The organism is Nonomuraea sp. ATR24, assembly GCF_041950485.1.
GTDB lineage: Bacteria > Actinomycetota > Actinomycetes > Streptosporangiales > Streptosporangiaceae > Nonomuraea > Nonomuraea ceibae.
This window is the reverse complement of the sequence record NZ_JBGNUU010000021.1, coordinates 92,159-114,937: the sequence shown is the minus strand read 5'-3', so window position 1 is coordinate 114,937 and position 22,779 is coordinate 92,159. Positions and strand designations below refer to the sequence as shown.

24 protein-coding genes and 1 pseudogene are annotated in these 22,779 nt (G+C 73.4%); 11 read left to right on the top strand and 14 right to left on the bottom strand.

Features of this window, described 5'->3' with window-relative positions; translation table 11 throughout:
- Window positions 1-15: 15 nt before the first annotated feature.
- Window positions 16-771 (bottom strand): NAD(P)H-binding protein, encoded by a 756-nt coding sequence (locus ACBI99_RS36825; protein WP_357585922.1) that lies wholly within the window; start codon window positions 769-771, stop codon window positions 16-18.
- A gap of 14 nt (window positions 772-785) precedes the next feature.
- On the bottom strand, window positions 786-1,283 hold the full coding sequence (locus tag ACBI99_RS36820) for a carboxymuconolactone decarboxylase family protein (RefSeq protein WP_219503680.1): 498 nt from the start codon (window positions 1,281-1,283) through the stop codon (window positions 786-788).
- A 205-nt stretch (window positions 1,284-1,488) separates the two neighbouring features.
- Between ACBI99_RS36820 and ACBI99_RS36815 the strand changes: the two genes are divergently transcribed.
- Complete coding sequence (locus ACBI99_RS36815; RefSeq protein ID WP_219503677.1) at window positions 1,489-2,412, top strand: RNA polymerase sigma-70 factor; 924 nt, start codon at window positions 1,489-1,491, stop codon at window positions 2,410-2,412.
- Between the two features lie 16 nt (window positions 2,413-2,428).
- Here ACBI99_RS36815 and ACBI99_RS36810 read toward each other — a convergent pair whose 3' ends face one another.
- Window positions 2,429-3,331, bottom strand: a complete 903-nt coding sequence (locus ACBI99_RS36810; protein ID WP_357585918.1) for an aminoglycoside phosphotransferase family protein — start codon at window positions 3,329-3,331, stop codon at window positions 2,429-2,431.
- A gap of 123 nt (window positions 3,332-3,454) precedes the next feature.
- Window positions 3,455-4,198 (bottom strand): DUF4184 family protein, encoded by a 744-nt coding sequence (locus ACBI99_RS36805; RefSeq protein ID WP_375074583.1) that lies wholly within the window; start codon window positions 4,196-4,198, stop codon window positions 3,455-3,457.
- 107 nt (window positions 4,199-4,305) lie between these two features.
- Between ACBI99_RS36805 and ACBI99_RS36800 the strand changes: the two genes are divergently transcribed.
- Window positions 4,306-6,024 (top strand): SpoIIE family protein phosphatase, encoded by a 1,719-nt coding sequence (locus ACBI99_RS36800; RefSeq protein ID WP_357585914.1) that lies wholly within the window; start codon window positions 4,306-4,308, stop codon window positions 6,022-6,024.
- Window positions 6,025-6,113: 89 nt separating this feature from the next.
- The gene (locus tag ACBI99_RS36795; protein WP_219503665.1) at window positions 6,114-6,653 is read left to right on the top strand and encodes a DUF892 family protein; all 540 of its coding nucleotides are present in this window, start codon (window positions 6,114-6,116) and stop codon (window positions 6,651-6,653) included.
- Window positions 6,654-6,663: 10 nt separating this feature from the next.
- Here ACBI99_RS36795 and ACBI99_RS36790 read toward each other — a convergent pair whose 3' ends face one another.
- The gene (locus tag ACBI99_RS36790) at window positions 6,664-7,281 is read right to left on the bottom strand and encodes a TetR/AcrR family transcriptional regulator (protein ID WP_375074582.1); all 618 of its coding nucleotides are present in this window, start codon (window positions 7,279-7,281) and stop codon (window positions 6,664-6,666) included.
- Window positions 7,282-7,390: 109 nt separating this feature from the next.
- On the opposite strand from ACBI99_RS36790, the gene ACBI99_RS36785 reads away from it, so the two are divergent.
- Window positions 7,391-7,993, top strand: coding sequence for an NAD(P)H-dependent oxidoreductase (locus ACBI99_RS36785; RefSeq protein ID WP_357585910.1), 603 nt, complete (start codon window positions 7,391-7,393; stop codon window positions 7,991-7,993).
- 108 nt (window positions 7,994-8,101) lie between these two features.
- A pseudogene (locus ACBI99_RS36780) lies at window positions 8,102-8,368 on the top strand (LLM class flavin-dependent oxidoreductase); the annotation flags it as partial.
- Between the two features lie 108 nt (window positions 8,369-8,476).
- Here the strand turns inward: ACBI99_RS36780 and ACBI99_RS36775 are convergent.
- From ACBI99_RS36775 to ACBI99_RS36765, 3 genes are all read right to left on the bottom strand, one after another.
- A complete protein-coding gene (locus tag ACBI99_RS36775; RefSeq protein ID WP_375074581.1) occupies window positions 8,477-9,265 on the bottom strand; it encodes a hypothetical protein in 789 nt (262 codons plus the stop codon).
- A 127-nt stretch (window positions 9,266-9,392) separates the two neighbouring features.
- A complete protein-coding gene (locus tag ACBI99_RS36770) occupies window positions 9,393-9,965 on the bottom strand; it encodes a DUF6461 domain-containing protein (protein ID WP_375074580.1) in 573 nt (190 codons plus the stop codon).
- A 39-nt stretch (window positions 9,966-10,004) separates the two neighbouring features.
- Window positions 10,005-11,264, bottom strand: coding sequence for a 5'-nucleotidase C-terminal domain-containing protein (locus tag ACBI99_RS36765; protein WP_375074579.1), 1,260 nt, complete (start codon window positions 11,262-11,264; stop codon window positions 10,005-10,007).
- 7 nt (window positions 11,265-11,271) lie between these two features.
- Between ACBI99_RS36765 and ACBI99_RS36760 the strand changes: the two genes are divergently transcribed.
- The 3 genes from ACBI99_RS36760 (at window position 11,272) to ACBI99_RS36750 (ending at window position 14,230) form a co-directional block, all read left to right on the top strand.
- A complete protein-coding gene (locus ACBI99_RS36760; RefSeq protein ID WP_375074578.1) occupies window positions 11,272-11,490 on the top strand; it encodes a hypothetical protein in 219 nt (72 codons plus the stop codon).
- A 176-nt stretch (window positions 11,491-11,666) separates the two neighbouring features.
- On the top strand, window positions 11,667-12,809 hold the full coding sequence (locus ACBI99_RS36755) for a serine hydrolase domain-containing protein (protein WP_219503636.1): 1,143 nt from the start codon (window positions 11,667-11,669) through the stop codon (window positions 12,807-12,809).
- Window positions 12,810-12,820: 11 nt separating this feature from the next.
- A complete protein-coding gene (locus tag ACBI99_RS36750) occupies window positions 12,821-14,230 on the top strand; it encodes an MFS transporter (RefSeq protein WP_375074577.1) in 1,410 nt (469 codons plus the stop codon).
- A gap of 27 nt (window positions 14,231-14,257) precedes the next feature.
- Here the strand turns inward: ACBI99_RS36750 and ACBI99_RS36745 are convergent, their stop codons facing one another.
- On the bottom strand, window positions 14,258-14,539 hold the full coding sequence (locus ACBI99_RS36745; protein WP_375074576.1) for a hypothetical protein: 282 nt from the start codon (window positions 14,537-14,539) through the stop codon (window positions 14,258-14,260).
- Between the two features lie 103 nt (window positions 14,540-14,642).
- On the bottom strand, window positions 14,643-17,825 hold the full coding sequence (locus tag ACBI99_RS36740) for a DUF6493 family protein (RefSeq protein ID WP_375074575.1): 3,183 nt from the start codon (window positions 17,823-17,825) through the stop codon (window positions 14,643-14,645).
- 217 nt (window positions 17,826-18,042) lie between these two features.
- Between ACBI99_RS36740 and ACBI99_RS36735 the strand changes: the two genes are divergently transcribed.
- Window positions 18,043-18,924: a hypothetical protein gene (locus tag ACBI99_RS36735; RefSeq protein ID WP_375074574.1), complete on the top strand. Its 882-nt coding sequence runs from the start codon at window positions 18,043-18,045 to the stop codon at window positions 18,922-18,924.
- A 121-nt stretch (window positions 18,925-19,045) separates the two neighbouring features.
- Here the strand turns inward: ACBI99_RS36735 and ACBI99_RS36730 are convergent, their stop codons facing one another.
- On the bottom strand, window positions 19,046-19,471 hold the full coding sequence (locus tag ACBI99_RS36730) for a MarR family transcriptional regulator (protein ID WP_357585890.1): 426 nt from the start codon (window positions 19,469-19,471) through the stop codon (window positions 19,046-19,048).
- Window positions 19,472-19,583: 112 nt separating this feature from the next.
- On the opposite strand from ACBI99_RS36730, the gene ACBI99_RS36725 reads away from it, so the two are divergent.
- A complete protein-coding gene (locus tag ACBI99_RS36725) occupies window positions 19,584-20,462 on the top strand; it encodes an MBL fold metallo-hydrolase (RefSeq protein WP_375074573.1) in 879 nt (292 codons plus the stop codon).
- 49 nt (window positions 20,463-20,511) lie between these two features.
- On the opposite strand, the gene ACBI99_RS36720 is transcribed toward ACBI99_RS36725, so the two are convergent.
- Window positions 20,512-20,889 carry a hypothetical protein gene (locus ACBI99_RS36720; protein WP_375074572.1) on the bottom strand — a complete coding sequence of 126 codons (378 nt, stop codon included), beginning with the start codon at window positions 20,887-20,889 and terminating at the stop codon, window positions 20,512-20,514.
- Between the two features lie 73 nt (window positions 20,890-20,962).
- Complete coding sequence (locus ACBI99_RS36715) at window positions 20,963-21,334, bottom strand: DUF1622 domain-containing protein (RefSeq protein ID WP_308126223.1); 372 nt, start codon at window positions 21,332-21,334, stop codon at window positions 20,963-20,965.
- A 140-nt stretch (window positions 21,335-21,474) separates the two neighbouring features.
- Here ACBI99_RS36715 and ACBI99_RS36710 point away from each other — a divergent pair, with 140 nt between their 5' ends.
- Complete coding sequence (locus tag ACBI99_RS36710) at window positions 21,475-22,107, top strand: DUF1345 domain-containing protein (protein WP_357585886.1); 633 nt, start codon at window positions 21,475-21,477, stop codon at window positions 22,105-22,107.
- 9 nt (window positions 22,108-22,116) lie between these two features.
- Here the strand turns inward: ACBI99_RS36710 and ACBI99_RS36705 are convergent, their stop codons facing one another.
- Window positions 22,117-22,683 carry a helix-turn-helix domain-containing protein gene (locus ACBI99_RS36705; protein ID WP_357585884.1) on the bottom strand — a complete coding sequence of 189 codons (567 nt, stop codon included), beginning with the start codon at window positions 22,681-22,683 and terminating at the stop codon, window positions 22,117-22,119.
- Window positions 22,684-22,779: the final 96 nt, after the last annotated feature.

Sequence of the window (22,779 nt, the reverse complement as noted above, 5' to 3'; positions counted from 1 at the left end):
TGATCGCCTGGCGGCTCAGGGCTGGGCGCCGAGCCATTCCTGGAAGGTGGGCCCGGCGAGCTTGGCGTGCGGGCCGGGCAGGAACGCGCCCTCGGCGGCGAGCTCCGCGTCGGGCATGCCCGCGCCGTCGACGCCGACGACCTTGACGCCCCGGCGGGCGCCGAGGAGCGCGGCCGCCTCCGCCAGGATCTCCCTGCGGGGCCCGGCGATCTCGGGGATCGGCGCGCCCGGGTCCGGCTCGGGGCCGAGGGCGAGGCCGGCCAGCTCCTCGGCCACGGCGCGGCAGGCCACGAGCTGGCTGGGCAGGGCCGGGACGTAGGCGACGTCGCCCTGCTGCCAGTCCAGGAGTTGGCCGACGAACTCGTGGAACTGCGCCGCGCGCAGGATCCGGACGGGGAGCGGGCCGGACAGCAGCAGCTCCTCGTGCGTCTTCTTGGCGGCGAGGAATCCGGCGGTGGCCCTGTCGACGCCGATGATGGACGCCACGGCGATCCGGGCGACCCCCGCCTGCCGCCCGTACTCGTGCAGGTTGCGGGCCGAGGCGCGGAAGAACTCCGTCGCCGCCTCCTCGTCGGAGGCGTGCCACGAGGCGACGTCGACGACGACCTCCACCCCGGTGAGCGCGTCGGCCAGACCGGCGCCGGTGATCACGTCGACGCCGGTGGCCCGGGACATCGGCACGACCTCGTGCCCCCGTTCGGTGAGCACGCCGACGACGTGGCGGCCCAGCCGCCCGGTCGCCCCCGCCACCGCGATCCTGGTGATGCTCATGCTGTACGCCTTTCTCACACGTGGTAGTTCTGGCCGGGGGGCATGCCGGGGATCGGCTTGGCGATCAGGGCGGCGGGGGTGAAGAAGCCGATGTGGGCGATCGCCATGACGAGCGTCCACAGCGCCTTGTCGTCATAGAGGGCCGCCGCCCTGGCGTACAGCTCGTCGGGGACGCGCTCGCCCGACGGGTTCGGCGTGAGCACGGCCTCGACCAGCTCCAGCGCGACCCGCTCGGCGTCGGTGAAGCAGGTGGCGTCCCGCCAGGTGGCCACGGCGGTGATGCGCTCCTCCGGCTCCCCCTCCCGGCGCAGGTTCCCGGTCTCCCTGATCGTGAAGTACGTGCTGCCGAGCAGCTGCCCGGCGCGCAGTTGCAGCAGGTGGACGGTGACCTGCGGGATCGACCCGTTCTTGATGACCTTGTGCAGGGCTCCGCCGACCTCCGCCAGCTCGGGGACGAACGGCAGCGGGTTGGGCATGCGCGACCGGAGATCGGTCGTCGTGGGTCCGGACATGGTGAGGCTTTCCCTTCGCGGACTCGGCTCGCGTGCCGCACGGCTCGTCCGTACGGCGTCCTGACGACCACGAGACGCCGGCCGCCCGGGCTCCGTAACAGCGCCGGCCTGTGACCTGGACCACCGCCCGAGGGTGTTACGGAACGGCCCTCGGCGGCGTCCTGTGCGTGTGGTAGAGCTGAGTGCGGACAGGCAGGGGCCAGGCATGAGCGGACGGACGGCAGCAGGGCAGCCCGGCGGGCCCGACCGGGTGGAGCCCGCCACCGAGGTGTTCGTCGCCCACCGCAACCTGCTGTTCACGGTCGCGTACGAGATGCTGGGCTCGGCCGCCGACGCCGAGGACGTCCTCCAGGAGACCTGGCTGCGCTGGGTGGACGTCGACCTTGACAGCGTGCGGGAGCAGCGCGCCTACCTGGTGCGGATCGTCACCCGGCAGGCGCTGGACCGGCTGCGCGCGCTCGGCCGGCGCAAGGAGTCCTACGTCGGGCCGTGGCTGCCCGAGCCGTTGCTGACCGCGCCCGACGTGGCCGAGGACGTCGAGCTGGCCGACAGCGTCTCGATGGCGATGCTGCTGGTGCTGGAGACGCTGCAGCCGGTCGAACGGGCGGTGTTCGTGCTGCGCGAGGTGTTCGACCTGGACTACGACGAGATCGCCGAGGCCGTCGGCAAGAGCCCGGCCGCGGTCCGGCAGCTCGCCTACCGGGCGCGGGCGCACGTCGCCGCGCGGCGACCCCGGGGCACCGGCTCCCCCGCCGAGCACCGGGCCGCGCTCCGGGCCTTCCAGCGGGCGGTCGAGACCGGCGAGCTGCAGAGCCTGCTCGACATCCTCGCGCCGGACGTCGTCGCGCTGAGCGACGGCGGCGGCGTCAGGCACGCCCTGCTGCGCCCCGTCGTGGGGGCCGGCAAGGTGGCCCGCCTGCTGGCCGGCGGCTGGTGGCGGCGCGACGCGGACAGGACGGCCGAGCTGGTGCAGATCAACGGCGGCCCGGGGCTGCTCATCCGGCTCAACGGCGAGATCGACGGCGTGGTGGCGGTGCGGCTGGAGAACGGCTACGTCACCGGCGCCTACCACGTGCGCAACCCGGAGAAGCTGTCCCGGATCGAGCGGCAGACGATCGTGAGCCGCTGAGCCGGGCCGACGTGCGTCAGACGCCCATCAGGACGCGGTCGAGCGCCGCCCGGCCCGCGGGTCCCCAGTGCGGCTTGCCGCCGGGCAGGCCCCGGTCCCCGTTCTGCCCCATGAGCATCAGGAAGAGGCTCTTCGCGGCGGCCAGCCCGCGGGCGCGCCGGATCGCCGCCTCGTCGGCACGCCCGTAGCTGTCGAAGAAGCGTGCGGCGGCGCCCGAGGGCAGCAGCACCCACGCGGCGGCGAGGTCCCAGGCCGGATCGCCGGCGAACAGGTCACCGAAGTCGATGACGCCCGAGAGCGTGCCGTCCGTGACGACGACGTTCGCGGGATGCAGGTCGCCGTGCACCCACACCGGCGGGCCCGCCCACTCCGGGGCCGCGACGGCGTCGGCCCACACGTCCCGCACGGCGCTCGCGTCACCGACGGCATCGGGGTCGAGGGCCTGCAGGAACTCCTCGAAGCCGGCCGTGCGGTCCCGGGGATGGGCGCGGCGGTCCGTGGCCATCGGCGCGTCGGCGGGCGCCTCCACGTGGAGCGCCCGCAGGAAGCCCGCCAGCGCGTCGGCCGCGTGGGCGCCGCGGCTGATCGTGCCGTGGTCCAGCGGCTCGCCGGGAACCCACGTCATCACGGTCCAGTGCTTGGGGAAACGCTCGGACGGCTCGCCGGACCGCACCGGGGCCGGCACCGGGAGCGGCAGGCGCGGGGCCAGCACGGGCAGCCACCGCCGCTCCTTGAGCTGGAGCTCCGGAGTGGGGTCCATCCGCTGCATGCGCACGGCCAGCTCGTCCCCGAGACGCCACATCTGGTTGCCCCAGCCGCCCGCCACCTCGCGCACGGCCAGCCCCGCCAGGTCCGGATGCTGCTCCCGCAGCAGGTCGCGGACCAGGTCCGCGGTGATCTCGATCTCCGTTTCCGTCATGCGCAGCCACAGTACTCAAACACCGGATCGGTTCCGCCGTCGCGCCGCCGTTCCCAGCGGCTCCGAACCGCTCCAGGCGGTGCGCCCGGCCGGGCCGTGAAATCAGCGGCCGGGGCGCCGGTGTCACCGGCGGCTGAACGCGGTCCAGCCGTGCCAGGCGAGCACGTAACAGGCGAGGGCCAGCGCCACGCCGTCGGCGCCGCCCAGGATCGTGCTCCGTACCAGGTCGTAGTCGCTCACCGCGGCACGCTCCGACGTCGCGCCGGCCACGGCGCCGACGGCCGTGGCGAGAACGGCCGCGGCCAGCACCGCGCCGCGCGCCCGGCCCGTGACCCGCGGCCCCCGGTCGGCGTGCTCGTCCTGGGCGACCGGCGCCCGCCGGTACCACCGCAGGAGCCAGCCGCCCAGGACGAGCAGGCCGCCCGCCGAGCTGGCGTACATCAGCACGTTGAACACCCGGTGCGCGCCCGCGACCGGCTGCCGCAACGCCTGCCAGTGCGCCACGGCGTAGCCGCCGACCTGCGTGAACGCGTCCCAGACCAGGTGCGTGGCCATCCCGGCGAGCAACGCGGCCACCACGGCCACCGGCGCCGGCCGCACCACGCCGGGCAGCCGGGCCCGCAGCGCGGCGGGCGCCAGCGCGGTCAGCGGCTTGCGCAGCCCCAGGTGGAACAGCAGGAGCAGCGCCACCCCCACCGGCACGCCCAGCAGCAGCGCCCCCCACCACGTATGCGTGTTCGCCGACGAGAAGGGCAGAGGCAGGTAGTAGGGCGCATCAGGCACCACCGCCCCGATCGCCAGCGCCGACGCGGGTAACCACCGCCGCACCGGCAGGATCGCCACCATATGGCTCAACGTGAAGGGCACCCGCCATTATCGACACACGCCCCCCGCCCGCCAACCACGGCGGCGCTCCCCCGGCTTGCGCACAACGTGTTTGTCAACCCCCGGCTCTTCTGGGTAGTGGCCGGTGCATGAACGAGGGCAGGAGTGCCGGTCACGCGGCCGCCGGAGACGGCGGGCCGTCCGTGACGGTGGACGGCGCGCGCCGCCGCCACCTGGGCGATCTGTCCGACGCGGGCGCGCTCGTGGTCGACGCCCAGGGCCGGATCGTCGAGGTCAACCGGCGGGCCGCGAACCTGCTGCGCCGCCCCGCCGAGGAGCTGCTCGGCCGTGACGCCCACGACCTGCTGCACCGAGGGAGGAGCGGCGAGACGCTGCCCCCGAGCGTGTGCGTGATGCGGGAGCCGTTCGTCGCGGGCCGCACCGCGCAGGGCGAGGAGGAGTGGTTCGAACGCGGGGACGGCTCGCTGATGCCGATCTCCTGGGTGGTGACCGCCTGCCGGACCGGCACCGAACAGCGGGGCGCGCTGGTGCTCTTCCACGAGGTCACCGCGTCCCCGTCCACCGAGCCCGCGCACCCGTCCCCGGCCATGTCGGAGCTGGACCGCCTGGCCCTGCTGGCCGAGACCACCACGAGGCTCACCTCCACGCTGGACGCCGACGAGACGCTGCGCCAGCTGATCCGCCTGGTGGTGCCGCTGCTGGCCGACTGGGTGGTGATCGACCTGCTCACCGAGGAGGGCGGCGTGACCCGTGCCGCCGTCGTCCACCACGAGAACGGCGTGCTGCGGCACCGCAGGGACCTCGAAGTCCCGATGCCGCCGGTGCCGCAGGAGTCGTCCATGCCGCTGTCGCGGGCGCTGCGCGGGGTAACGGCCGCGCTCATCGGTCCGAGCACCTACCAGGGGGAGCCCGACTCCGACGTCGCGGTCATGCAGCGGAAGCTCTTCCAGGCCACGGGCATGCACTCGGCGTGCATCGCCCCGATGCGCACCGTACGTGAGGTCGTCGGCGCCATGACCCTGGGCCGCTCCGAGCGGCCCGCCCCGTTCACCGGCGCCGACCTGGTCCTGCTGGAGGACATCGCGCGCCGCGCCGGCATCGCTCTGGACAACGCCCGCCTGTACGAGCGGCAGCGCCGCGTCGCCGAGACCATGCAGCGCCACCTGCTGCCGCAGCTGCCCCGGGTGCCCGGCCTGGAGCTGGACGCCTGCTACCTGCCCGCCCCGCACGCCTCCGACGTGGGCGGCGACTGGTACGACGCGTTCGCCCTGCCCGACGGGGCGATCGGCCTGGTGATCGGCGACGTGGTCGGCCACGACCTGGACGCCGCGGCGGGCATGGCGCAGGTCTGCAACATGCTGCGCGCCTACGCCGCCGACCTGGAGGAGAGTCCCAGCAAGATCCTGAACCGGCTCGACCAGGCGGTGAGCCGCATCGCCGAGACCACGATGGCCACCGTCGTCTTCGCCCGGGTCGAGCCCCTGGACGGCGGCTGGCGCCTGCGCTGGTCCAGCGCCGGGCACCCGCCGCCCCTGCTGATCGAGTCCGACGGCCGCTCCCGCTATCTGGAGGAGGCGGGCGGCCTGCTGCTCGGCACCGGCATCGGCACCGAGCGCCAGGACGCCGTCCTCGACCTGCCGCCCCGCGCCACCCTGCTGTTCTACACCGACGGCCTGATCGAGTCGCCCGGCCACAGCCTCGACGAGGGCATGGACCGCCTGCGGCAGCACGCCGTCTCCCTCTCCCACCACCCGCTGCCCGGCCTGTGCGACCTGCTCCTGGCCGCCGTGCGCCCCGCCAACAACGAGGACGACGTCGCCATGCTGGCCCTGCGCACGCCGGGCTGAATCCCGGCCGGCACGTGTCGCAACCCAGGTGGAGGCCCCGGCGAAGTTACCTTCGAACCGAGAAGGCACCGGGGGAAACGGGGAAGCACATGACGCAGACGGATGACTTCGTACTGGATGTCACCAGAATTCGTGACCAGGTACGCCAGAAGATGGACGAGGGGCCGATCACGCAGACGTTCGGCCATGACCCGAGCAAGGTCGTCGAGGTCCTCAACGACGTGATCGCCACCGAGGTGGTGTGCTGGCTCCGCTACACCAGGCATGCCATCTCCGCCAAGGGCATCGACCGCGCGCAGGTGGCGGAGGAGTTCACCGAGCACGCCAAGGAGGAGCTCAACCACGCCCTGCGCGCGGCCGAGCGCGTGAGCCAGCTCGGCGGCGAGCCCGATCTCGACCCGGCCAAGCTGGTCCAGCGCTCGCACACCGACTACCAGGTCCCTGAGGACACCGACCTGCGGGCCCTGCTGCAGGCCAATCTCTGGGCCGAACGCATCGTCATCTCCACCTACCAGGAGATCATCCGCTGGCTCGGCGACGGCGACCCGACCACCCGCCGGCTCATGGAGTCGATCCTGGAAGAGGAGGAGGAGCACGCCGACGACCTCACGGACCTGCTCGGGGTCTAGCCGCGCCCGCTCATTCGGGGCGGGCGCGCAGGTGGCCGTACAGGAAGGCGCGGACGCCGGCGGTGACGGTCCGGGTGATCTCGGCGTCGGTGGGCTCGGCGCCCCGGTAGGACGGATCGTGGACGGAGATCAGGAGCAGCAGGTGGACGGCTGCCCGGTCGGGGTCCTCGGCGTGCAGGAGCCCCTGCTCGCTCCAGCGCCGCAGGTGGGCGGCCAGCGCCCGGCGCACCCGTAGCGGCCCGGTTTCCTGCCAGGCGTCGATCGCGGCCTGGGGGATGTGCCCGGCTTCGGCGTTGATCTGCCGGACCAGGGCGAAGTGCCCGGCCTGCCCGTCGCCGGTGGGCGCGGTGAGCTCGCGGCCGAAGTCGACGAGGTCGGCCTCCAGGTCGGTGATCTTGCGCAGGTGGCGGTCGATGACGGCGATCTGGGCGTCGGCCGCCCGGGCGGCGCTGTCCTGGATGACGGCCTGGAACAGTTCGGCCTTGTCGGTGAAGTGGTTGTAGATCGTGCGCGTGGACACCCCGGCCGCGCGGGCGATCGTGTCGATGCCGGCACGGGTGTAGCCGTCGCGGGCGAACACTGTCAGCGCACCGGCCAGGATCGCCCTGCGCTTGTCTTCCCGGGTCATCCGGAACCCTTCCCAAAGTGCAATACACGTTTTACTTTTTGCCATGCCCGTTGTACTTTACCGGAGGTTCGGCCACCGGACCGCCATACCGGAGCATGAGGAGACAGACGTGATCAGGATCGCCGTCGTCGTCGGCAGCACCCGCCCCCACCGCCGCACCGCCGTCGCCGCCCGCTGGGTCGCCGAGGCCGTCGCCCACCACCCCGCCGTCGCGGCGGGCGAGGCCGCCTTCGAGGTCGTGGACCTCGCCGAGTACGACCTGCCGGTGCTGGACGAGCCGGCGCCCGCCCTGTTCGGCGACTACCGGCACCCGCACACGCACCGCTGGGCCCAGACCGTCGCCTCCTTCGACGGGTTCGTGTTCGTCACCCCGGAGTACAACCACTCCGCCCCCGCCGCGCTGAAGAACGCCATCGACTTCCTGTACGCCGAATGGGCCGACAAGGCGGCCGGCTTCGTCAGCCACGGCGTGCACGGCGGCGTACGCGCGGTCGAGCACCTGCGGCAGGTCATGACCGAGCTCGGCGCGGCCAACGTGCGCACCCAGGTGGCGCTGTCGGCGTTCACCGACTTCGAGACCACCGCCCCTACCGACCCCGGCGTGATCACCCCCGGCCCGCACCAGGAGTCCACGCTGATGGAGCTGCTGGACGAGGTCATCGCCTGGTCCGGAGCGCTCAGGACCCTGCGCGCACCGGCCACGGCGGCCTGACCTGCTCCCTGACCGGCTCCCCGGCCGCGCGTCCTCCGCGAAGCGGGCGCAGGGCGGGGCTAGGATCCCGGCTGAGATCATCCGTCGCCGCGGAAGGCGGGCCGTCCGATGCGCTGGGGGCTGTACCTGCCGCCCTTCGGGGAACTGGCCGATCCGCGGGTGCTGGCCGAGCTGGGGGCCCAGGCGGAGGCGGCCGGGTTCGACGGGGTGTTCCTCTGGGATCACGTGGTGCGGCCCGAGCATCCCGGGCTGGAGGTGGGCGACGCGTGGATCGGGCTGGCGGCGATCGCGGCGGCGACCCGCCGGGTGATCATCGGGACCAGGATCACGCCGCTGTCGCGGCGCAGGCCCCAGGTCGTGGCGCGGCAGGGGGTGGCGCTCGACCAGCTCAGCGGCGGGCGGTTCGTGCTGGGGGTGGGCCTCGGGTCCCGAGCATCACCCGCCAGCTCGCCCCCGTGTAGGCCCGCCGCCCGTGCCGTCAGGTCAGCAGCCCACCCTCCGGCTGCTCAGCGCGATGTCGTCGAGCCACACGTCGTAGCCGGAGGGGTCCGGGTCCGCCTGGTAGAGCTGCCAGCCCAGCTTGACCGTGTCGAAGCGGGGGAAGACGAAGTCCACCGGGTTGCCGCCGTGCTCCCGGGTGGACACGGTGAGCTCCGGCTTGGCCACCCCGTCGAACCAGAGCGAGACGCGGTTGTCGCCGGCGTCCAGGTGCCACTCGACGCACGTCCATCTCCCGGCGACGGAGGGCGCGGTGGTCCGCCAGTTCGTCCAGTCCCCGGTGGGGCCGCCGTCCGCGCCGACGCCCCAGTACGCGGCTCCTCCGTGGGGCGGCGGCGCGTACTGGCCGCCGAGCGGGCGGACGATCTCCGGCCCGTCGCCGGTCGCCTCGACCAGCGTGTAGTGCGCCCAGTCGGGCGCGGCCGGGAACGCGGCGACCCGCAGCCGCACGCGCCCGTAGAAGCTGTTGCCCGGCGCGGCGAAGTCGTCCACCTTCAGGAACGCACGGCCGTTGCCCTCGGTGTGCACCCGCAGCACCTTCTGCCCCCACCGCCCGGCGCGCTCGACGGTGAGCGTGCCGTGCCTGGTGTCGATCCCCCAGCGGAGACTGCTCGCGCCGCCGACGGGCATGGCCTGGAAGTCCTCGCAAAACAGCAGGTCCGCCTTCGCGCACGTCCGCGCGTCCGGGTGGGCCGAGGCGGAGGCGGCCACCAGGGCGGCCGTCAGCGGCACCATCGACAAGGACACAACGGCGCGGGCCGGCCAGCTACGCACGAGGACTCCCTTTGACGCGGATGTGGGGCGAGCGGGAGTAAAGTACGCCATCCGGCGCCCCGAAGCGGGCGCCCCACGACCGCCCCGGGCAACGGCCCTGGTGACGAGGCCGCAGCCGGAGAAACTTTCAGCGGCCGGGCAGAGTGGGACGCTCCTGGCGGATCCACTCCTGATCCAGTCGCACCCCGCTCTCCGACTCGATGACCGCCAGGCAGACCGCGTGGCGGTACCGGGCATCCTGGGCGTCGTCGTCGAGGTCGTAGGCGTGGAACAGCCCGGCGTACGGGGCCATCGGCCCCAGCCCGGCGGTCCAGCCCTCCCGGGACTCGTACGGGTCCCAGCCGCCGATCACCTCGCCGTCGGCCCAGAGGAGCATCGTGAAGTCGGCGTTGACGTCCCAGCTGGCCACCCAGACGCGGGCACCGGCGCTGAGCGGCTCCATCAGCTCAGGCAGCAGGCCGGCGAAGCCTCCGATCTGGAGGATCGCGACACAGTCCGCCGCCTGGCCGAGCGACAGGGCCTCGTCGGCCGCGTCCAGCGCAGGCATCCGGCGCAGCTCGTCGGGGCGGCCACCGAGCCTGGTGACCGCCTCCTCCACGGTGAGCGTTCCGGTCAGGGGCTGGACCACGATCCAGCAGACGTCGTCGGGCAGGACGGTTTGGGCGATCTCGGTGTAAAGGGCGATGAGCTCCGCGGCCATGGTCTCTCCTGTCCCTCTGACGGTCTCCGGTGAGACGGGTTAGCCGCGGATGGTGACGCGGTCGCCCTTGGGGGCGCGGACCGGTGAGTGGTCGGCGAAGTACGACGCCAGCGCGCCCCGGTCGTCGGGGCCGTTGTGGGCGACGCTGTTGTCGGGCCACCTCCACTGCGGGAAGCCCTCCCAGCCGCCGGCCAGGATGTAGTTGGCGGCGACCTTGATCACCTGCGTGTCGGTCACCGGCGCGCCGTTCAGCGTGAGCGCCGTGACCTCCCCGTTCGCCAGCGTGTAGCGCAGCCCGGCGGACGGGGTCAGCACGCCACGCTCCTTGTTCGCGTGGCCCAGGAGCCACTTGAGCTGGGAGCCGTTCATGGACCAGGTGTCGACGTGGAGGCCGTTCGGCTGCGTGGCGTACAGCTGCTCGTACGTGACGGGCCCCTTCTTGATCTCGGCGCCGGGCGAGCGGACCGCGTACTTGCTGACCAGGGCGATCTGCGCGCCGGACACGGGCTGGACCGCTTCGAGCATGGCGTCGGCCACCAGCTCGGCCACCGGGCCGCCGCCCCAGCTGTCGCGCTTGATGTCGTCGGCGGCGACGCCGATCTGCTTGCTGCCCTTCGGCCCGGCGCACTCGAAGTAGTAGATGATGTTCGTCCTGAGCCGGTCGGCCTGGTTGAACTCGATCTGCAGCGAGTACGTGGTCGACTCCTGGTCCAGGCTCAGCGTCTCCAGCACGGCGTTGTGGACCGGGCCGTGGTCGGCCGGGACGTCGAGCTTCTTCCACTCCTTGGCGCCGACGAGGCGGTACTGGATCGACTGCGCGCCCGCGGGAATGCCTTCGAGCCGCCCGTGGAGCTTGAAGGTCAGGGGGCACTTGGACGCGGTGGTGCGCTCGAAGGCGATGCGGGCCTTGCCCACCAGGTTCGGGAGCGGGCTCTCGGTGCCGGTCGGGGTGGGGGCCGGGCTCGGGGCAGGGCTCGACGTGGGCGCAGGCGTGGCCGTGGGGGTCGGCGCCGCCGTGGCCGTCTCGTACTCGGCGGAGGTCTTCACGCTGTGCCAGACGTCGCCGATGTACGTGTCGCCGCCGGTGCAGGTGACGGCGAACGGCGCCTTCCCGGAGGTCTTCCTCGCCGGGCCGAGCACCCGGACGGCGCCCCAGCCGGAGGCGTCGCCGCTGACCTTGAGCGACGTGGACAGCCGGACGGTCTTGATCCCCTTGCCGCCGACCCGGTACGTCCTGACCTTGCTCCTGTCGCCGTCGCTGAAGGTCCACTGATACTTCAGCGCGACGGGGGCCTTCACTTTCACCGTGGTGGACATCGTCACGGTCACCGGGCAGGCGCCCGTCTGCGTTTTCGGCGTCGCGAAAACGGGCCCGAACACTATCGATTTCGGCGCGGCCGGCGCACTGGTGGCGAACACTCCGGAAGCCAGGGTGACCACGGCCGCGACCGCGCCGATCCGGCGTCCGGCTCTGGTTAAGAGTTTCACAGGATTCCTCTCATTGATCATGACTGGAGAATCCTGACAGAGGTTTATCACTACGAAATAACAATGGCGTTCGGACGAAATTGAGTCTTGTTTGGTTTAACAATTTCGGAGCCAATCACGTGCGATAGCGCGCCGCGAGCCGGGGCGGCTCGGTCACCTTTGCCGCGCGCCGTCCGTCATGCCGGGGACTGAACACCTACGAAAGGTTCTGGCATGAGCAACACGGACGTTCACGGAACGGTCGCGGACGGCTTCGAGCAGGTGCGGGAGACGTTCGCCCGGGTCGTGGCCGAGCATGACATCCCCGCGCAGCTCGCCGCTTACGCGCACGGCCGGCAGGTGGTGGATCTGTGGGCCGGGGACGACGAGGCGGGTGGCGACGCGCTGACCGCGGTCTACTCCTCCACCAAGGGAGCCGCGTCGCTGGTGGCGGCGCTGCTGGTGCAGGAGGGGGTCCTGGACCTGGACGAGCCGGTGGCCGCGCGGTGGCCGGAGTTCGCCGCCGCCGGGAAGGGCGGGATCACGCTGCGGGACGTGCTGACGCACCGTTCCGGCGTGATCGGCGTGGACGGCGGGCTGTCGGCGGCCGAGCTGGCCGACGACGCGGTGATCGCGCAACGCCTGGCCGGGCAGCGCCCGTACTGGCGGCCGGGCTCGGCCTACGGCTACGGCGGGTTCGTCACGTTCGCGCTGGTGAACGAGGTGATCCGGCGGGCGACCGGCCGGTCGTTGCAGCAGGTCTACGAGGAGCGCGTGCGGGCCCCGTACGGGCTGGACCTCTACCTGGGGCTGCCCGAGGAGCAGGAGAGCCGGTTCCGGCCGATCGAGTGGTGGACCGCCACGCCCGAGCAGGAGGCCGCGTTCTGGTCGAACGTGCCGGGGCCGCACAGCATCCTCGGCATCGGGTACGGGCTCAACAGCACGCCGCCGCTGGACCAGGCCGCCTTCGTCAACACCCGCGCGGTGCGCGCGAACGGCCAGGCGTCGGCCGGCGGGGTGGGCAGCGCCCGCGGCCTGGCCGGGCTGTACGCGGCGGCGATGTGGGGGCTGAACGGCCGGCCGCCGCTGCTCAAGCCGGACACGATCGGCGCGTTCGCCCAGCTCCACTCCGTCGGCGCCGACCTGGTCCGCGGCGACCAGGGCAACTACGCGGTCGGCTTCCAGGCCAAGGGCCTGCGGTACGGGTTCCTCAGCGCGAACGCGTTCGGCCACGACGGCTCGGCGGGCTCGGAGTCCTTCGCCGACCCGATGAACGGCATCGCCTTCGGCTACACGCGCCGCCGCTTCGGCTTCGGCTGGTCCTACCCCGAACATGATCTGCTCGCCGCCGCGCTTCACCGCGCCGTCACCGCCTGAGGTCCCGAGAAATGACTACGCGAACCGCCCCCCGGACCGAGACGCGCGGCCTGGCCCTGCTGGTCATCGCCGCCGCGCAACTGCTGATGGTGATGGACGGCACCATCGTGACCGTGGGCCTGCCCGTCATCGGGGCCGGGCTCGGCATCGCCGAGACGGACCTCGACTGGGTGCTCACCTCCTACGCCCTGGCCTTCGGCGGCCTGCTGCTGGCCGGCGGGCGCGCCGGTGACCTGTTCGGGCGGCGCAGGCTGTTCCGCGCCGGACTGGTCGTGTTCCTGGCCGCCTCCCTGCTGGGCGGCCTGGCCGGCAACGCCGCCGTGCTGATCGCCGCCCGGGTGCTGCAGGGCGTCGGCGCCGCGATCGTCGCCCCGGCGGCGCTGTCCCTGCTCACCGACACCTTCCCCGCCGGGCCGGAGCGCAACAAGGCGCTCGGCGTCTACGGCGCGATGGGCGGCCTGGGCTCCGTCGCCGGCCTGCTGCTCGGCGGCGCGCTGACGGAGTATCTGGGCTGGCGCTGGATCATGTTCGTCAACGTGCCCATCGCGCTGCTGGTCCTGGCCGGCACGTTCGCCCTGATGCCGGGCACCCGCGAGCGCGGCGGCCTCGACCTGCCCGGCGCGGCCACCGTGACGCTCGCCCTCGGCTCCCTGGTGTACGCGATCAACCGGGCCGGCTCCCACGGCGTCGGCGACGGGCTCACCCTCGCCTTCGCCGCGGCCACCGCCGCGCTGCTGGCCGCGTTCGTGCTCATCCAGCGCAAGGCCCGCGCCCCGATGCTGCCCCCGGGCGTGCTCGCCGACCGGGGCAGGCTCGGCGCCAACCTGGTCATGCTGCTCATGGGCGCCGGGCAGCTGGCCACGTTCTACTTCCTCACCCTCTACATGCAGGCGATCAACCAGTACTCGCCCATGATCACCGGGCTGGCTTACCTGCCGTTCGCGATCGGCATCGGTCTCGGCTCCGGCGTCGCCGGGCCCCGGTTGCAGGCCCGTGCGTCCACGCGGACGGTCCTGATCATCGGGATGGCGGTGGCCGCCGTGGCGATGGGCTGGTTCAGCCTGCTGACCCCTGGCCAGAACCCGCTCCTGGTGCTCCTGCCCGCCCAGCTCGTCGCCGGGATCGGCCTGGGCATCGGCTTCGTCGCCGCCACCATCGGCGGCGTCCACGGCGTCACCGCGAGCCATTCGGGCATCGCCTCCGGCCTGGTCAACACCAGCCAGCAGATCGGCGGCGCCCTCGGCCTGGCCGTCCTGGCCGGCGTCGCCGTCGCCGCGACCGCGAGCCGGCCCGCGGGCACTCCCCTGCACGACGCGCTGACCAGCGGCTACACGGCCGGGATGCTCGGCGCGGGCGGCTTCTACCTGGCCGCCATCCTCACCGCCGCTCTCCTCCTCCGGCCCCGTACCGTGCCGGACTGAAGCGCCGTGCCGGAAGGCGCCGGGACGTCAGGACGTCAGGGTGCAGTTGTCGGCGCCGAGCTGGCTGTTCCACAGGAACGTCCACCCGCAGTCGTACGTCCCGGCCGCCTCACCGAAGCGGATCGTGACGCTCGTGCCGCTGTGGCCGTCGCACCCGTATCCCGACACTTCGTAGTATCCGCCGCCGGTCGGCGTGCGGCCCCCCGAGAAGCAGACGGCGTCAGCGGCCGCCGCCTGGCCGGGGACGGCCCCCAGCGCCACGGCGAGGGCCGCCGCGCCCAGGACGGCCGCCAGGCTGGCTGATCGCATGGTGGTGCTCCTTTCCCTGTCCGCCATTCCTGTTCCGCCAGGAACGGTAGTCAGCCGGGAGCGGCCCGCCCAGAGGCATCCGTCTCCAGTGCGCGTGGATTCGTCACAGTCCGGGCGTGGCCCCGGTGAGCTGGGCGTGCAGGCGCCTGCACTCGTGGACGATGCGGGTCGTACGGCGGCTGCGCGCGTAGGCGCCGACGACCGGGATCTCCCCGCGCGCACCGGTCCAGCGGGCCACGTCGGCAGCGAAGGCGACAAGCTCGACGTGGGTCACGGAGGTGCGGCCCCCGCCGGGCAGCATCCCGGGCAACAGGGTGGTCAGGATGCGCCACACCTCGTGATGGCCCCCCGCCTCCGCCAGCTCGGTGAGGGCCGCGATGGCAGAGCGGGTCTCCTGCCAGGTGCGGCGCAGCACCAGCGCGAGCTGCCGGCCGAGCGCCTCGGCGGGCAGCACGCCCCTCGCCGCCATGCGCAGGATCGACGGGATCAGGCCGGGCACACCCTCGGCGAGGAGGAAGGCGAGGATCACCGCCGTGGACTCACCCGCCGGGCCGTCGGCGAGCTCCAGTCCGGTGACCTCCTCCGGAGTGATCCTCCTGCTCCAGCGGTCACGCAGCAGGAAGGGCAGCAGGTTGACGGCCACGATCTCGCGGTGCGAGGGCAGCATGGCGGGCCAGCCCCTCAGCGTGCCGCTGGACTCGTCGACGCTCCGGTCGGCGGGTGGGCGCAGCAGCACCTCGTCGATCAGCCGGTGCCCGGTCGGGGCCGTCACCCGCAGCACGGGCCGGAGCCTGACCTCGGAGAAGTGCCGAGGTTCGCCGTCGCCGAACTCGACCATGGATGCCCCGGCCAGATGGCGCCACACGTGGCCGCACGCGGGATCGGCCAGGCCGTCGCCGGCGAGCCAGCGGGCGGCCGAGCGGGCCGCGGCCGAGCCGACCTTGGCGGCCCGCTCGGCCGCGGCCGGATGGCTGCCCCGGGGCAGCCGCAGCAGCGCCTGGGCCAGGTCGGCCGGCAGTGGCTCCACTCCGGCCGCGGCGCAGGTCTCCAGCCGGTCGACCAGCACGTCAGGGTCGAGGTGGCCGTTCATCCAGGTCGGCGTGGCCAGCAGCACCGGCGGGAGGGCGTCGTCACGGAGGGCCTCGGCGACCTCCACGTAACGGTGCAGCAGGAATTCGTGGAACGGGGAGACGTGACCGTGGGGCAGCCGGTTGCGCCGCCGCCACTCCTCCTCCTCGGACAGCTCAGGAGGCATGACCGAGCGCAGCCGGGGCGGGAAGAAGTCGACGCTCACCCCCACGAGCGGCTCGTCCGGGGCCGGCGGGGGCACCTGCTCACCCGCCCGCATCGCCGCGATCCGGGCGGGGTCCACGCCGAGCTCGGCCATGCGCTCGTAGGCGTCGTCGAGCACGAAGGACGGCATGGCCTCACCGGAGTCGTCGTACAGGACGCCGGGTCTCCCCCGCACCGACCGCGAGCGGCCGGACGGTCCCTCGAAGCTCTCCTCGCCGACGCGGGCGGGCGGGTCGTTCAGGCGGACGCGGCCGTCGGCGAACGGGATCGGCCGGCCGTCCTCGTGGGCCACGGCCTTGCCGGGGCCGTCGTCGCTGGTCCAGGTGATGGTGAAGACGCGCGGCGGGGCGTCGTCCGCGAGGTGGCGGCCGGGCCGCTGGGAGCTCATGGACATCCTCATGGACGGCGGCTCCGGCTCGGGCTCCTCGCCACGGGTGAGGACGCGTACCCCCACGGAGAAGCCGGCGCTGTCCCAGTATTTCTCCGGCCCGATCGGGGGCGGCTCCGGCACGCTGCCGGGGCTGACGAGCTCGGCGGACAGCACCCAACGCCAGTCGCCGGGATTGAGGCGTACGTCCCTGGAGCGCCAGTGGCCCTGGTGCCTCACGACATAGGGCTGGAGCTCACGGCGCAGTTTCGCCCGGTCCGCGGCGGCGCCCGCGACGAAGGCCGCCAGCCAGCGCTCCTCGTCGATCCACCCCTCGTGCCGACCGGGAAAGATCGACGGCTCGGGGAACGGCCGCGCCTCCGGCGGCTCGGGCAGCGGCGGGAACTCCTTGCGCGTCTGCGGCTCCTCGGCCGGGATCTCCCCGCCGAACCGCTCGGCCACCCTCACGGCCAGATCGGCGGACAGGTCGGCGGGCAGGTGGCGGACGGCGTCGAGGATCGTCTCGGCATGGGCGGCGAACAGGCCGGCGTGCTTCAGCGTCAGCTCGGCCGCGCGGTTGCGCACGTCGAAGGAGGCGTGCGCGTAGGCCGTGGTCAGCGCGGTGACGAACCCGGCGGCGGACTCGGGCTCGGCCAGGAGCGCCTGGTCGAGCCAGCGCAGGCCGGTGGTGGCGAGCTTGGACTCGGCCCGGAACGTGAGCGCGTCGACCGCCTCCGCCAGGTCGGCGCGGTCGAGCGGCATCGCCCGCCGCACCTGAACCACGGCCAGCTCGGCAACCGTGCCCGGGGCCGACGGCAGCAAGCGCAGGTAGTCGCGCAGGCGGGGCGCGGTCTCGGCGGGCGTGGGGTCGAGAAGCGTGTGCAGCCGGACGAAGAACCGCAGGTCCTGCGCATCGCCGCCGCGCAGGAAGCGGCTCACGCAACCGTCGAGCGCCTGGTCCCGGGGCAGTTCGCGGGCGGCGGCGGCCAGCCAGCGGGTCGGCCGGGGCTCCAGCCGTTCCTCCCGCAGGGCACGGCCCGCGCCCTCGGCGGTGAAGATGCGGGGCAGCAGCGCGGGGGTCAGTGGGTCGCCGGTCACGCCCGGCGCGGTCAGCCAGGCGGCCACCAGCGGGTCGTGGCCGGGCGGCGCGGCACCGGAGTCGCGCAGCAGCGCCACGGCCAGCGGCGCGATGCGGTCGGCGGGGCGGCGGATCCGCTGGGCCAGCCGGACCGCGACCTCGCTCCGCCACGGCGCGGGGCGGCAGGCCGCAACCCGGCACACGCCGGCGACGTCGAGGGCGTCGGCCCAGCGGCGGTTGACGTCGCGGCTGGTCATCCACGCGACGGCGGCCGCCGGGCCGGTGATGAGGCCGACGCCGGCCAGCAGCAGCGCCCCGGCCAGCCGGTCGAGCATGTCACCGACCTCCCAGGAGATCATCTCCTCGAGGTCGCCGGAATGGCGGGCGCGCAGCCGTTCGGTGCGGGCGGCGCGCAGTTCCTTGACCAGACCGGGCAGCCGCCCGGCCGGCTCGGCGCGCTCCTCCTCGGTGAGCGCGGCCAGCCGGTCGGCCAGGCGGGTGACGTCGTTGCGCGTGATCAGGTCACGGATCTCCGTCCAGACGGTCATCGGGAGCCGCCCGGGGTGCGTCCCTGGTGGAAGCGGGGGGAGGGCGCGGCGTTGGGGTACGCCCGCGTCGCTGCAGTCATGGCCGGGACGGTAGATCATCGCACCGACAAACCCGCGCGGCCTCGTTAAGATCATCCGCATTCGCACCTTCTCGCGCGTCCGGCGCCACCGCTTCGGGCGTCCGGCCGCCGCCGCAGTCACGCTCTACCTGGCCGCCGTGGCCGCCGCCGCGGTGGTCTCGGTCGTGTCCGGCGACCACCGGGCGGTGTCGGTGGCCGCGACGGGCCTGCCGTGGCCGCCCGTCCCGCGGGAGTTCCGGCTGCCGCTGCTCCTGGGGAGCTGCGGGGTCAACGCGTGGATGCTGTGGCAGATCCTACGCGGCCCCGCGCTGCCGACCGCCGCGCAGCCGCCGGCCGGCGTGGTGTGGCCGCGGCGTCTGCTGTACGTGGGCGTCGCCGGTGACCTGGTGCTCTGGGAGCTCCTCGACGAGTTGCCCGGCCCCGTGGACCACGTGGCGAGCGGAGCCGTCTGGACGGCCACCGCGATCCTGCTGGTCCGGGTCATGCGAGGCGTCTCGCCGGGCTTCCGGGTGGCCGCCGTCACCCTCGGCCTGGCCGGGGCGCTGGCGCCGCCGCTGTGGCTCCTCCTGGACGCCGCCGATGCGCGGCCGGCGGGCCTGGCGGCAGCCGGCTGCTGCGTGGCGATGATCCTCGCCGGGCAGCGCCGCGACGGGCGGTGGAGCGGCCTCACGGTCGGCATCGGCTGGGTCGCACTGCTCTTCTGGCCCGTCTCTCACCTGTCCGCGCTCGCTCTCCCGGGTGGCGAGCTGTTGTTCCACTACCCGTGGCTCGGGTCGATCCCGCTCGGCGCGTGCCACACGGTGTGGCTGGCGCGCACGGCGCACGAGCTGGCCGCACCCACCGTGGGGAGCGCGCCCGGGATCACGACGGGCCGCGTGCCCCGGCTGTTCGCCGCCACGGTGCTGGCGCTGCCGCTCGTCGTGGTCGGGGCCGAGGCGGGCGCCCGGTACGGCTTCACCGGCCCCGGTGCGGGCTGCCGTGAGCGGATCGGGCCCTACGCGGGCAGTCCCGGGCGCTAGCGGCTGCGCGTCCACGCGCGCACGCGGGAACGGGACGAGGACGATCCCGGCGCTCCGGTCGAGGATCACCTGCTCGTCGCCTTCCCGGACCGGTCACCGGGGAAGCTCGTCCGCTGACCGGTCAGGCGACGACGGCGCGGGCCAGAAGGCGTTGCAGGGCGTCCTGCTCCTCGGCGGACAGCGGCGCCAGCGGGGACTCCTCGGCGAGCAGGCCCAGCAGGCGCTCGCGCAGCTCGGCGCCCGAGGGCGTCAGGACGAGCTGCTTGGCGCGGCGGTTGCCGGGGTGCGGATGGCGTTCGAGGTGGCCCTGTTCTTCGAGGCGGTCGGCGACGAACGTGGCGTTGGAGGGCTCGCAGCTCATGCGTTCGGCGAGCTCGCGCAGGGTCATGGGGCCGGTGAGCTCGCGCAGCGCGACGCCCTGCGAGGCGGTCAGTCCGAGGGTGGCCGCGCGGACCCGGACGTGCGCCTCGATCTGCTTGGCCAGGCCGCTGATCAGGCCGCACAGCTCGCGGTCGGCCTGGGCCTGCGTCTCGGGGTCGCCGGTCATGGCGCAACTCTACTACAACTCGAATGATTGTAATTAGAACCGTTCTAGTTGTAACTTTCTGTCGGCGCCGCCGTCCAGGGCGGCGTTCCCCCTGAGCACCGAGGCAGGAATCATGGTGACGACGACCGCTTTCGACCGCGCACGGCTGAGCCGCGCGCCCCGCGTCCGCTCGCTCGACCTGGGCGGCCTGACGGTCACGTACGTGCCGGACGGGCTGGTCCGGCTCAAGCCGGGCGGCTGGCTGCCCGCCGCCACCGATGCCGACTGGGCCCGCCACCGCGACCACCTCGACGGCGACGGCCTCCTCGTCGCGGGCATCGGCGCCCTGCTCGTCGAGCGCGGCGACCGCGCGATGCTCGTCGACGCCGGATTCGGGCCCGAGTCCCGCCCCGACGACCCGGACAACCCGCTGCTGGGCAAGCTGTACGGCGGCGGCCTGCTCGACAGCCTGCGCGGCCTGGGCCGCGACCCGGAGCGGATCGAGGCCGTCGCCATCACCCACCTGCACAGCGACCATCTGGGCTGGGCCTGGAGCAACGCGCCCGGCCGGGACGCGCCTCCGTTCGCGCACGCCGCCCACCTGGTCGCGGCGCCGGAATGGGCGCGGCGCGACCTCGCCGGCGACCCCAGGCTCGCCGTCCTGGAACCCCGGGTGCGCCCGGTCGAGGACGGCGAGGAGATCTTCCCCGGCGTCCGCGCCTCGTTCGCCCCCGGGCACACCGTCGGGCACACCGCCTACACGATCACCGGGAGCGACCGGCGGCTCATCGCGTTCGGCGACGCCCTGCACGCGCCCGTCCAGGTCACCCACCCCGAATGGTCGTGCGGGATCGACCACGACCCCGTCGAGTCCGCCCGGCACCGCCGCCGCCTCGTCGAGGAGCTGAGCCGCCCCGGCACGATCGGCTACGGCGGCCACTTCGCCGACGTGGTCTTCGGCCGGGCCGAGCCGGGCCCCGGCGGCCGGTTCGGCTGGGTCCCCGTCGCCTGACACGCCGCCTCGGCCGGGTCCCCGTCGCCTGACCCGCCGCCCGGGCGGGTCAGCCTCCGACGAGCGGGACGAGCTTGATGAACGACACCACCGGGTCGGCGGTGAGGTCGACGACCTCGGCCAGGTCCTCGATCTGGCGGTCCCCGATCAGCAGCACGAACCCGTTGCGCAGGAAGGCCCGCTCGGCGGCGTCCGCCTGCTTCTCCCAGTCGAGCCGGCGTGGCCCGTTCAGCTCCGTCTCGGCCGCCGACGGGCGGACCAGGCCGGTGAAGCGGGCCTCCGGGCGGGCGTTGTGCCGGGCGACCTCCTCCCTGACGCGCAGCCGCAGCAGCTCCCGGGCCGGGATGCTCTCCGGCAGGCCGGGCAGCTCGAACTCGGCCAGCGGTCTCCCGGCTGCCGTCTCGTCGCGAAAGGTGACCGTCGCCATCCCGCAGCTCCATGCGTCGAGGGAACCTTGCGAGATCATCGATATCAGCCGGGGCCGACAGGAACGGGCCCGCTCACGTCCCGGGGTCCCGTGGCGGTGACGGGTTGCGCCACGGCCAGTGGCCCTCCAGCTCGACCTGGAGGGAGAGGCTGAGGAAGGTCCGCACGAGGACGACGGCGGCCAGGACGCCCACCGACTGGAACGTGGGCGCGATGGCCACGGTCTTGATGATGTCGGCGGCGACCAGCAGCTCCAGGCCGAGCAGGATGGTCCGCCCGACGGCACGGCGGTAGGCGGGGTAGGCGGTGGCGGCCCGCTGGCGCGCCGCGCGCCGCCAGAAGGAGACGCTGGCGATGACCGTCCCGGCCACGATGACGAGCACGCCGAGCAGGTCGAGCAGCGTGCCGGACGCCTCGATGAACTGCTTGACCGGCTGCAGCTCCACGATCTCCCCCGTCGTTCACGCGCCATCGTACGGACGAGGAGGCGGCGGATCCGGGTGCCGTCGCGCCTTGGGGCGCAAATTCGCGGTCAAGCCGCGGCACCCCGGCTGACCTGCGACGATGCGGGCTAGAGTGGTGACGCATGAGCATCTGGTTGCCGCTGGGGGCCGTGCGCCGGCTCGCGGGCGCGGTGGTCATCGGGGTGGCGGCGGGCGTCGCCGTCGGGGTGCCGGCCGACGCCCCGCTGGGGATCCTGGCCGGCATCGCCGTGACGGAGCTGCTCTTCGTGCTGGCGGGCTGGGCGGTGATGTGGCCGATGGACGCGGCGGCCACGCACCGCAACGCGCGGCGCGAGGACTTCCTGCCCATCGTGGAGGAGATCGTCGTGGTCACGGTGGCGCTGTGCGGGCTGGTCGCGATCGTGCTGCTGCTCGTGCGCGGGGAGCCCGACGCCGGCCACGCCGCCGCCGCGACCGCGCTGTTCGGCGTCTTCCTGGCGTGGGCGGCGCTGCATCTGATGTACGCGGCCCGCTACGCGTACGTGTACTACACGGCGTCGGGCGGGATCGACTTCAACTCGGAGCAGCCGCCGGCCTACCGGGACTTCTTCTACTTCAGCTACAACCTCGGCATGACCTATCAGGTGTCGGACACCGACGTGTCGAGCTCGGCCATCCGCTCGATCGTGCTGCGGCACACGCTGCTGTCGTACGTGTTCGGCACCAGCATCCTGGCCACCGCGATCAACCTCGTCATGGGCATGGTGACAAGCTGAGAGTCAGGGTCAGGGGCGCAGGCCGTCGAGGACGAGCGCCAGGTAGCGGCGCCAGGGCTGCGTGCCGCCGGTGGACGGCAGGTCCATGACGGAGTCGATCATCGTCACGATGGGCGCGATGTCGTCCACCGTGAGGTCGGCGCGGATCGTGCCCTGCTCCCGGGCTCGGGCGATGAGCAGGCCGCAGGACTCCGCGATGCCCTCGCGGGCGCGGGCGATCTGCTCGCTGTCGCCGGCGCCCTGCCGCATCAGCTCACGCAGCCCCCGGTCGGTCGCGGCCAGCTCCAGCGCGTGTTCGAGGAACGCGGTGAGCGCCCGGCCGGCGTCCTGGCCGGTCAGGGCGTCGCGCGCCGTGGCGCGCAGCTCGTCGAGCTTGCCCGCGTAGACGGCCTCGGCCAGGACCTCCTTGTTGGGGAAGCGCCGGTAGACGGTGCCGACGCCGAGCCCCGCGTGGTGGGCGACGTCGTTGAGCGTGGCCTGCAGTCCGCGCGCGGCGAACACCTCCCGTGCCGCCGCCAGCGTGCGCCGCCGGTTGTGCTCGGCGTCGCGGCGCAGTGGCGGTGTCTCTTCGCTCATGGCATCCCGTCCGTCGGCTAACTGGATACATTATATCCGCTTCGTGTTAGGCTGCCGAACATAAGCGGATATGTCGTATCCACTTCCGAGCGGAAG

Bases quoted from the DNA above. Each gene is read 5' to 3' on its own strand.
- ACBI99_RS36795 (WP_219503665.1), top strand. From the start codon at position 6,114: ATGACGCAGACGGATGACTTCGTACTGGATGTCACCAGAATTCGTGAC.
- ACBI99_RS36820 (WP_219503680.1), bottom strand. From the start codon at position 1,283: ATGTCCGGACCCACGACGACCGATCTCCGGTCGCGCATGCCCAACCCG.
- ACBI99_RS36725 (WP_375074573.1), top strand. From the start codon at position 19,584: ATGGTGACGACGACCGCTTTCGACCGCGCACGGCTGAGCCGCGCGCCC.
- ACBI99_RS36745 (WP_375074576.1), bottom strand. From the start codon at position 14,539: ATGCGATCAGCCAGCCTGGCGGCCGTCCTGGGCGCGGCGGCCCTCGCC.
- ACBI99_RS36790 (WP_375074582.1), bottom strand. From the start codon at position 7,281: ATGACCCGGGAAGACAAGCGCAGGGCGATCCTGGCCGGTGCGCTGACA.
- ACBI99_RS36705 (WP_357585884.1), bottom strand. From the start codon at position 22,683: ATGAGCGAAGAGACACCGCCACTGCGCCGCGACGCCGAGCACAACCGG.
- ACBI99_RS36815 (WP_219503677.1), top strand. From the start codon at position 1,489: ATGAGCGGACGGACGGCAGCAGGGCAGCCCGGCGGGCCCGACCGGGTG.
- ACBI99_RS36710 (WP_357585886.1), top strand. From the start codon at position 21,475: ATGAGCATCTGGTTGCCGCTGGGGGCCGTGCGCCGGCTCGCGGGCGCG.
- ACBI99_RS36825 (WP_357585922.1), bottom strand. From the start codon at position 771: ATGAGCATCACCAGGATCGCGGTGGCGGGGGCGACCGGGCGGCTGGGC.
- ACBI99_RS36810 (WP_357585918.1), bottom strand. From the start codon at position 3,331: ATGACGGAAACGGAGATCGAGATCACCGCGGACCTGGTCCGCGACCTG.
- ACBI99_RS36740 (WP_375074575.1), bottom strand. From the start codon at position 17,825: ATGACCGTCTGGACGGAGATCCGTGACCTGATCACGCGCAACGACGTC.
- ACBI99_RS36770 (WP_375074580.1), bottom strand. From the start codon at position 9,965: ATGGCCGCGGAGCTCATCGCCCTTTACACCGAGATCGCCCAAACCGTC.
- ACBI99_RS36755 (WP_219503636.1), top strand. From the start codon at position 11,667: ATGAGCAACACGGACGTTCACGGAACGGTCGCGGACGGCTTCGAGCAG.
- ACBI99_RS36730 (WP_357585890.1), bottom strand. From the start codon at position 19,471: ATGACCGGCGACCCCGAGACGCAGGCCCAGGCCGACCGCGAGCTGTGC.
- ACBI99_RS36800 (WP_357585914.1), top strand. From the start codon at position 4,306: ATGAACGAGGGCAGGAGTGCCGGTCACGCGGCCGCCGGAGACGGCGGG.
- ACBI99_RS36750 (WP_375074577.1), top strand. From the start codon at position 12,821: ATGACTACGCGAACCGCCCCCCGGACCGAGACGCGCGGCCTGGCCCTG.
- ACBI99_RS36720 (WP_375074572.1), bottom strand. From the start codon at position 20,889: ATGGCGACGGTCACCTTTCGCGACGAGACGGCAGCCGGGAGACCGCTG.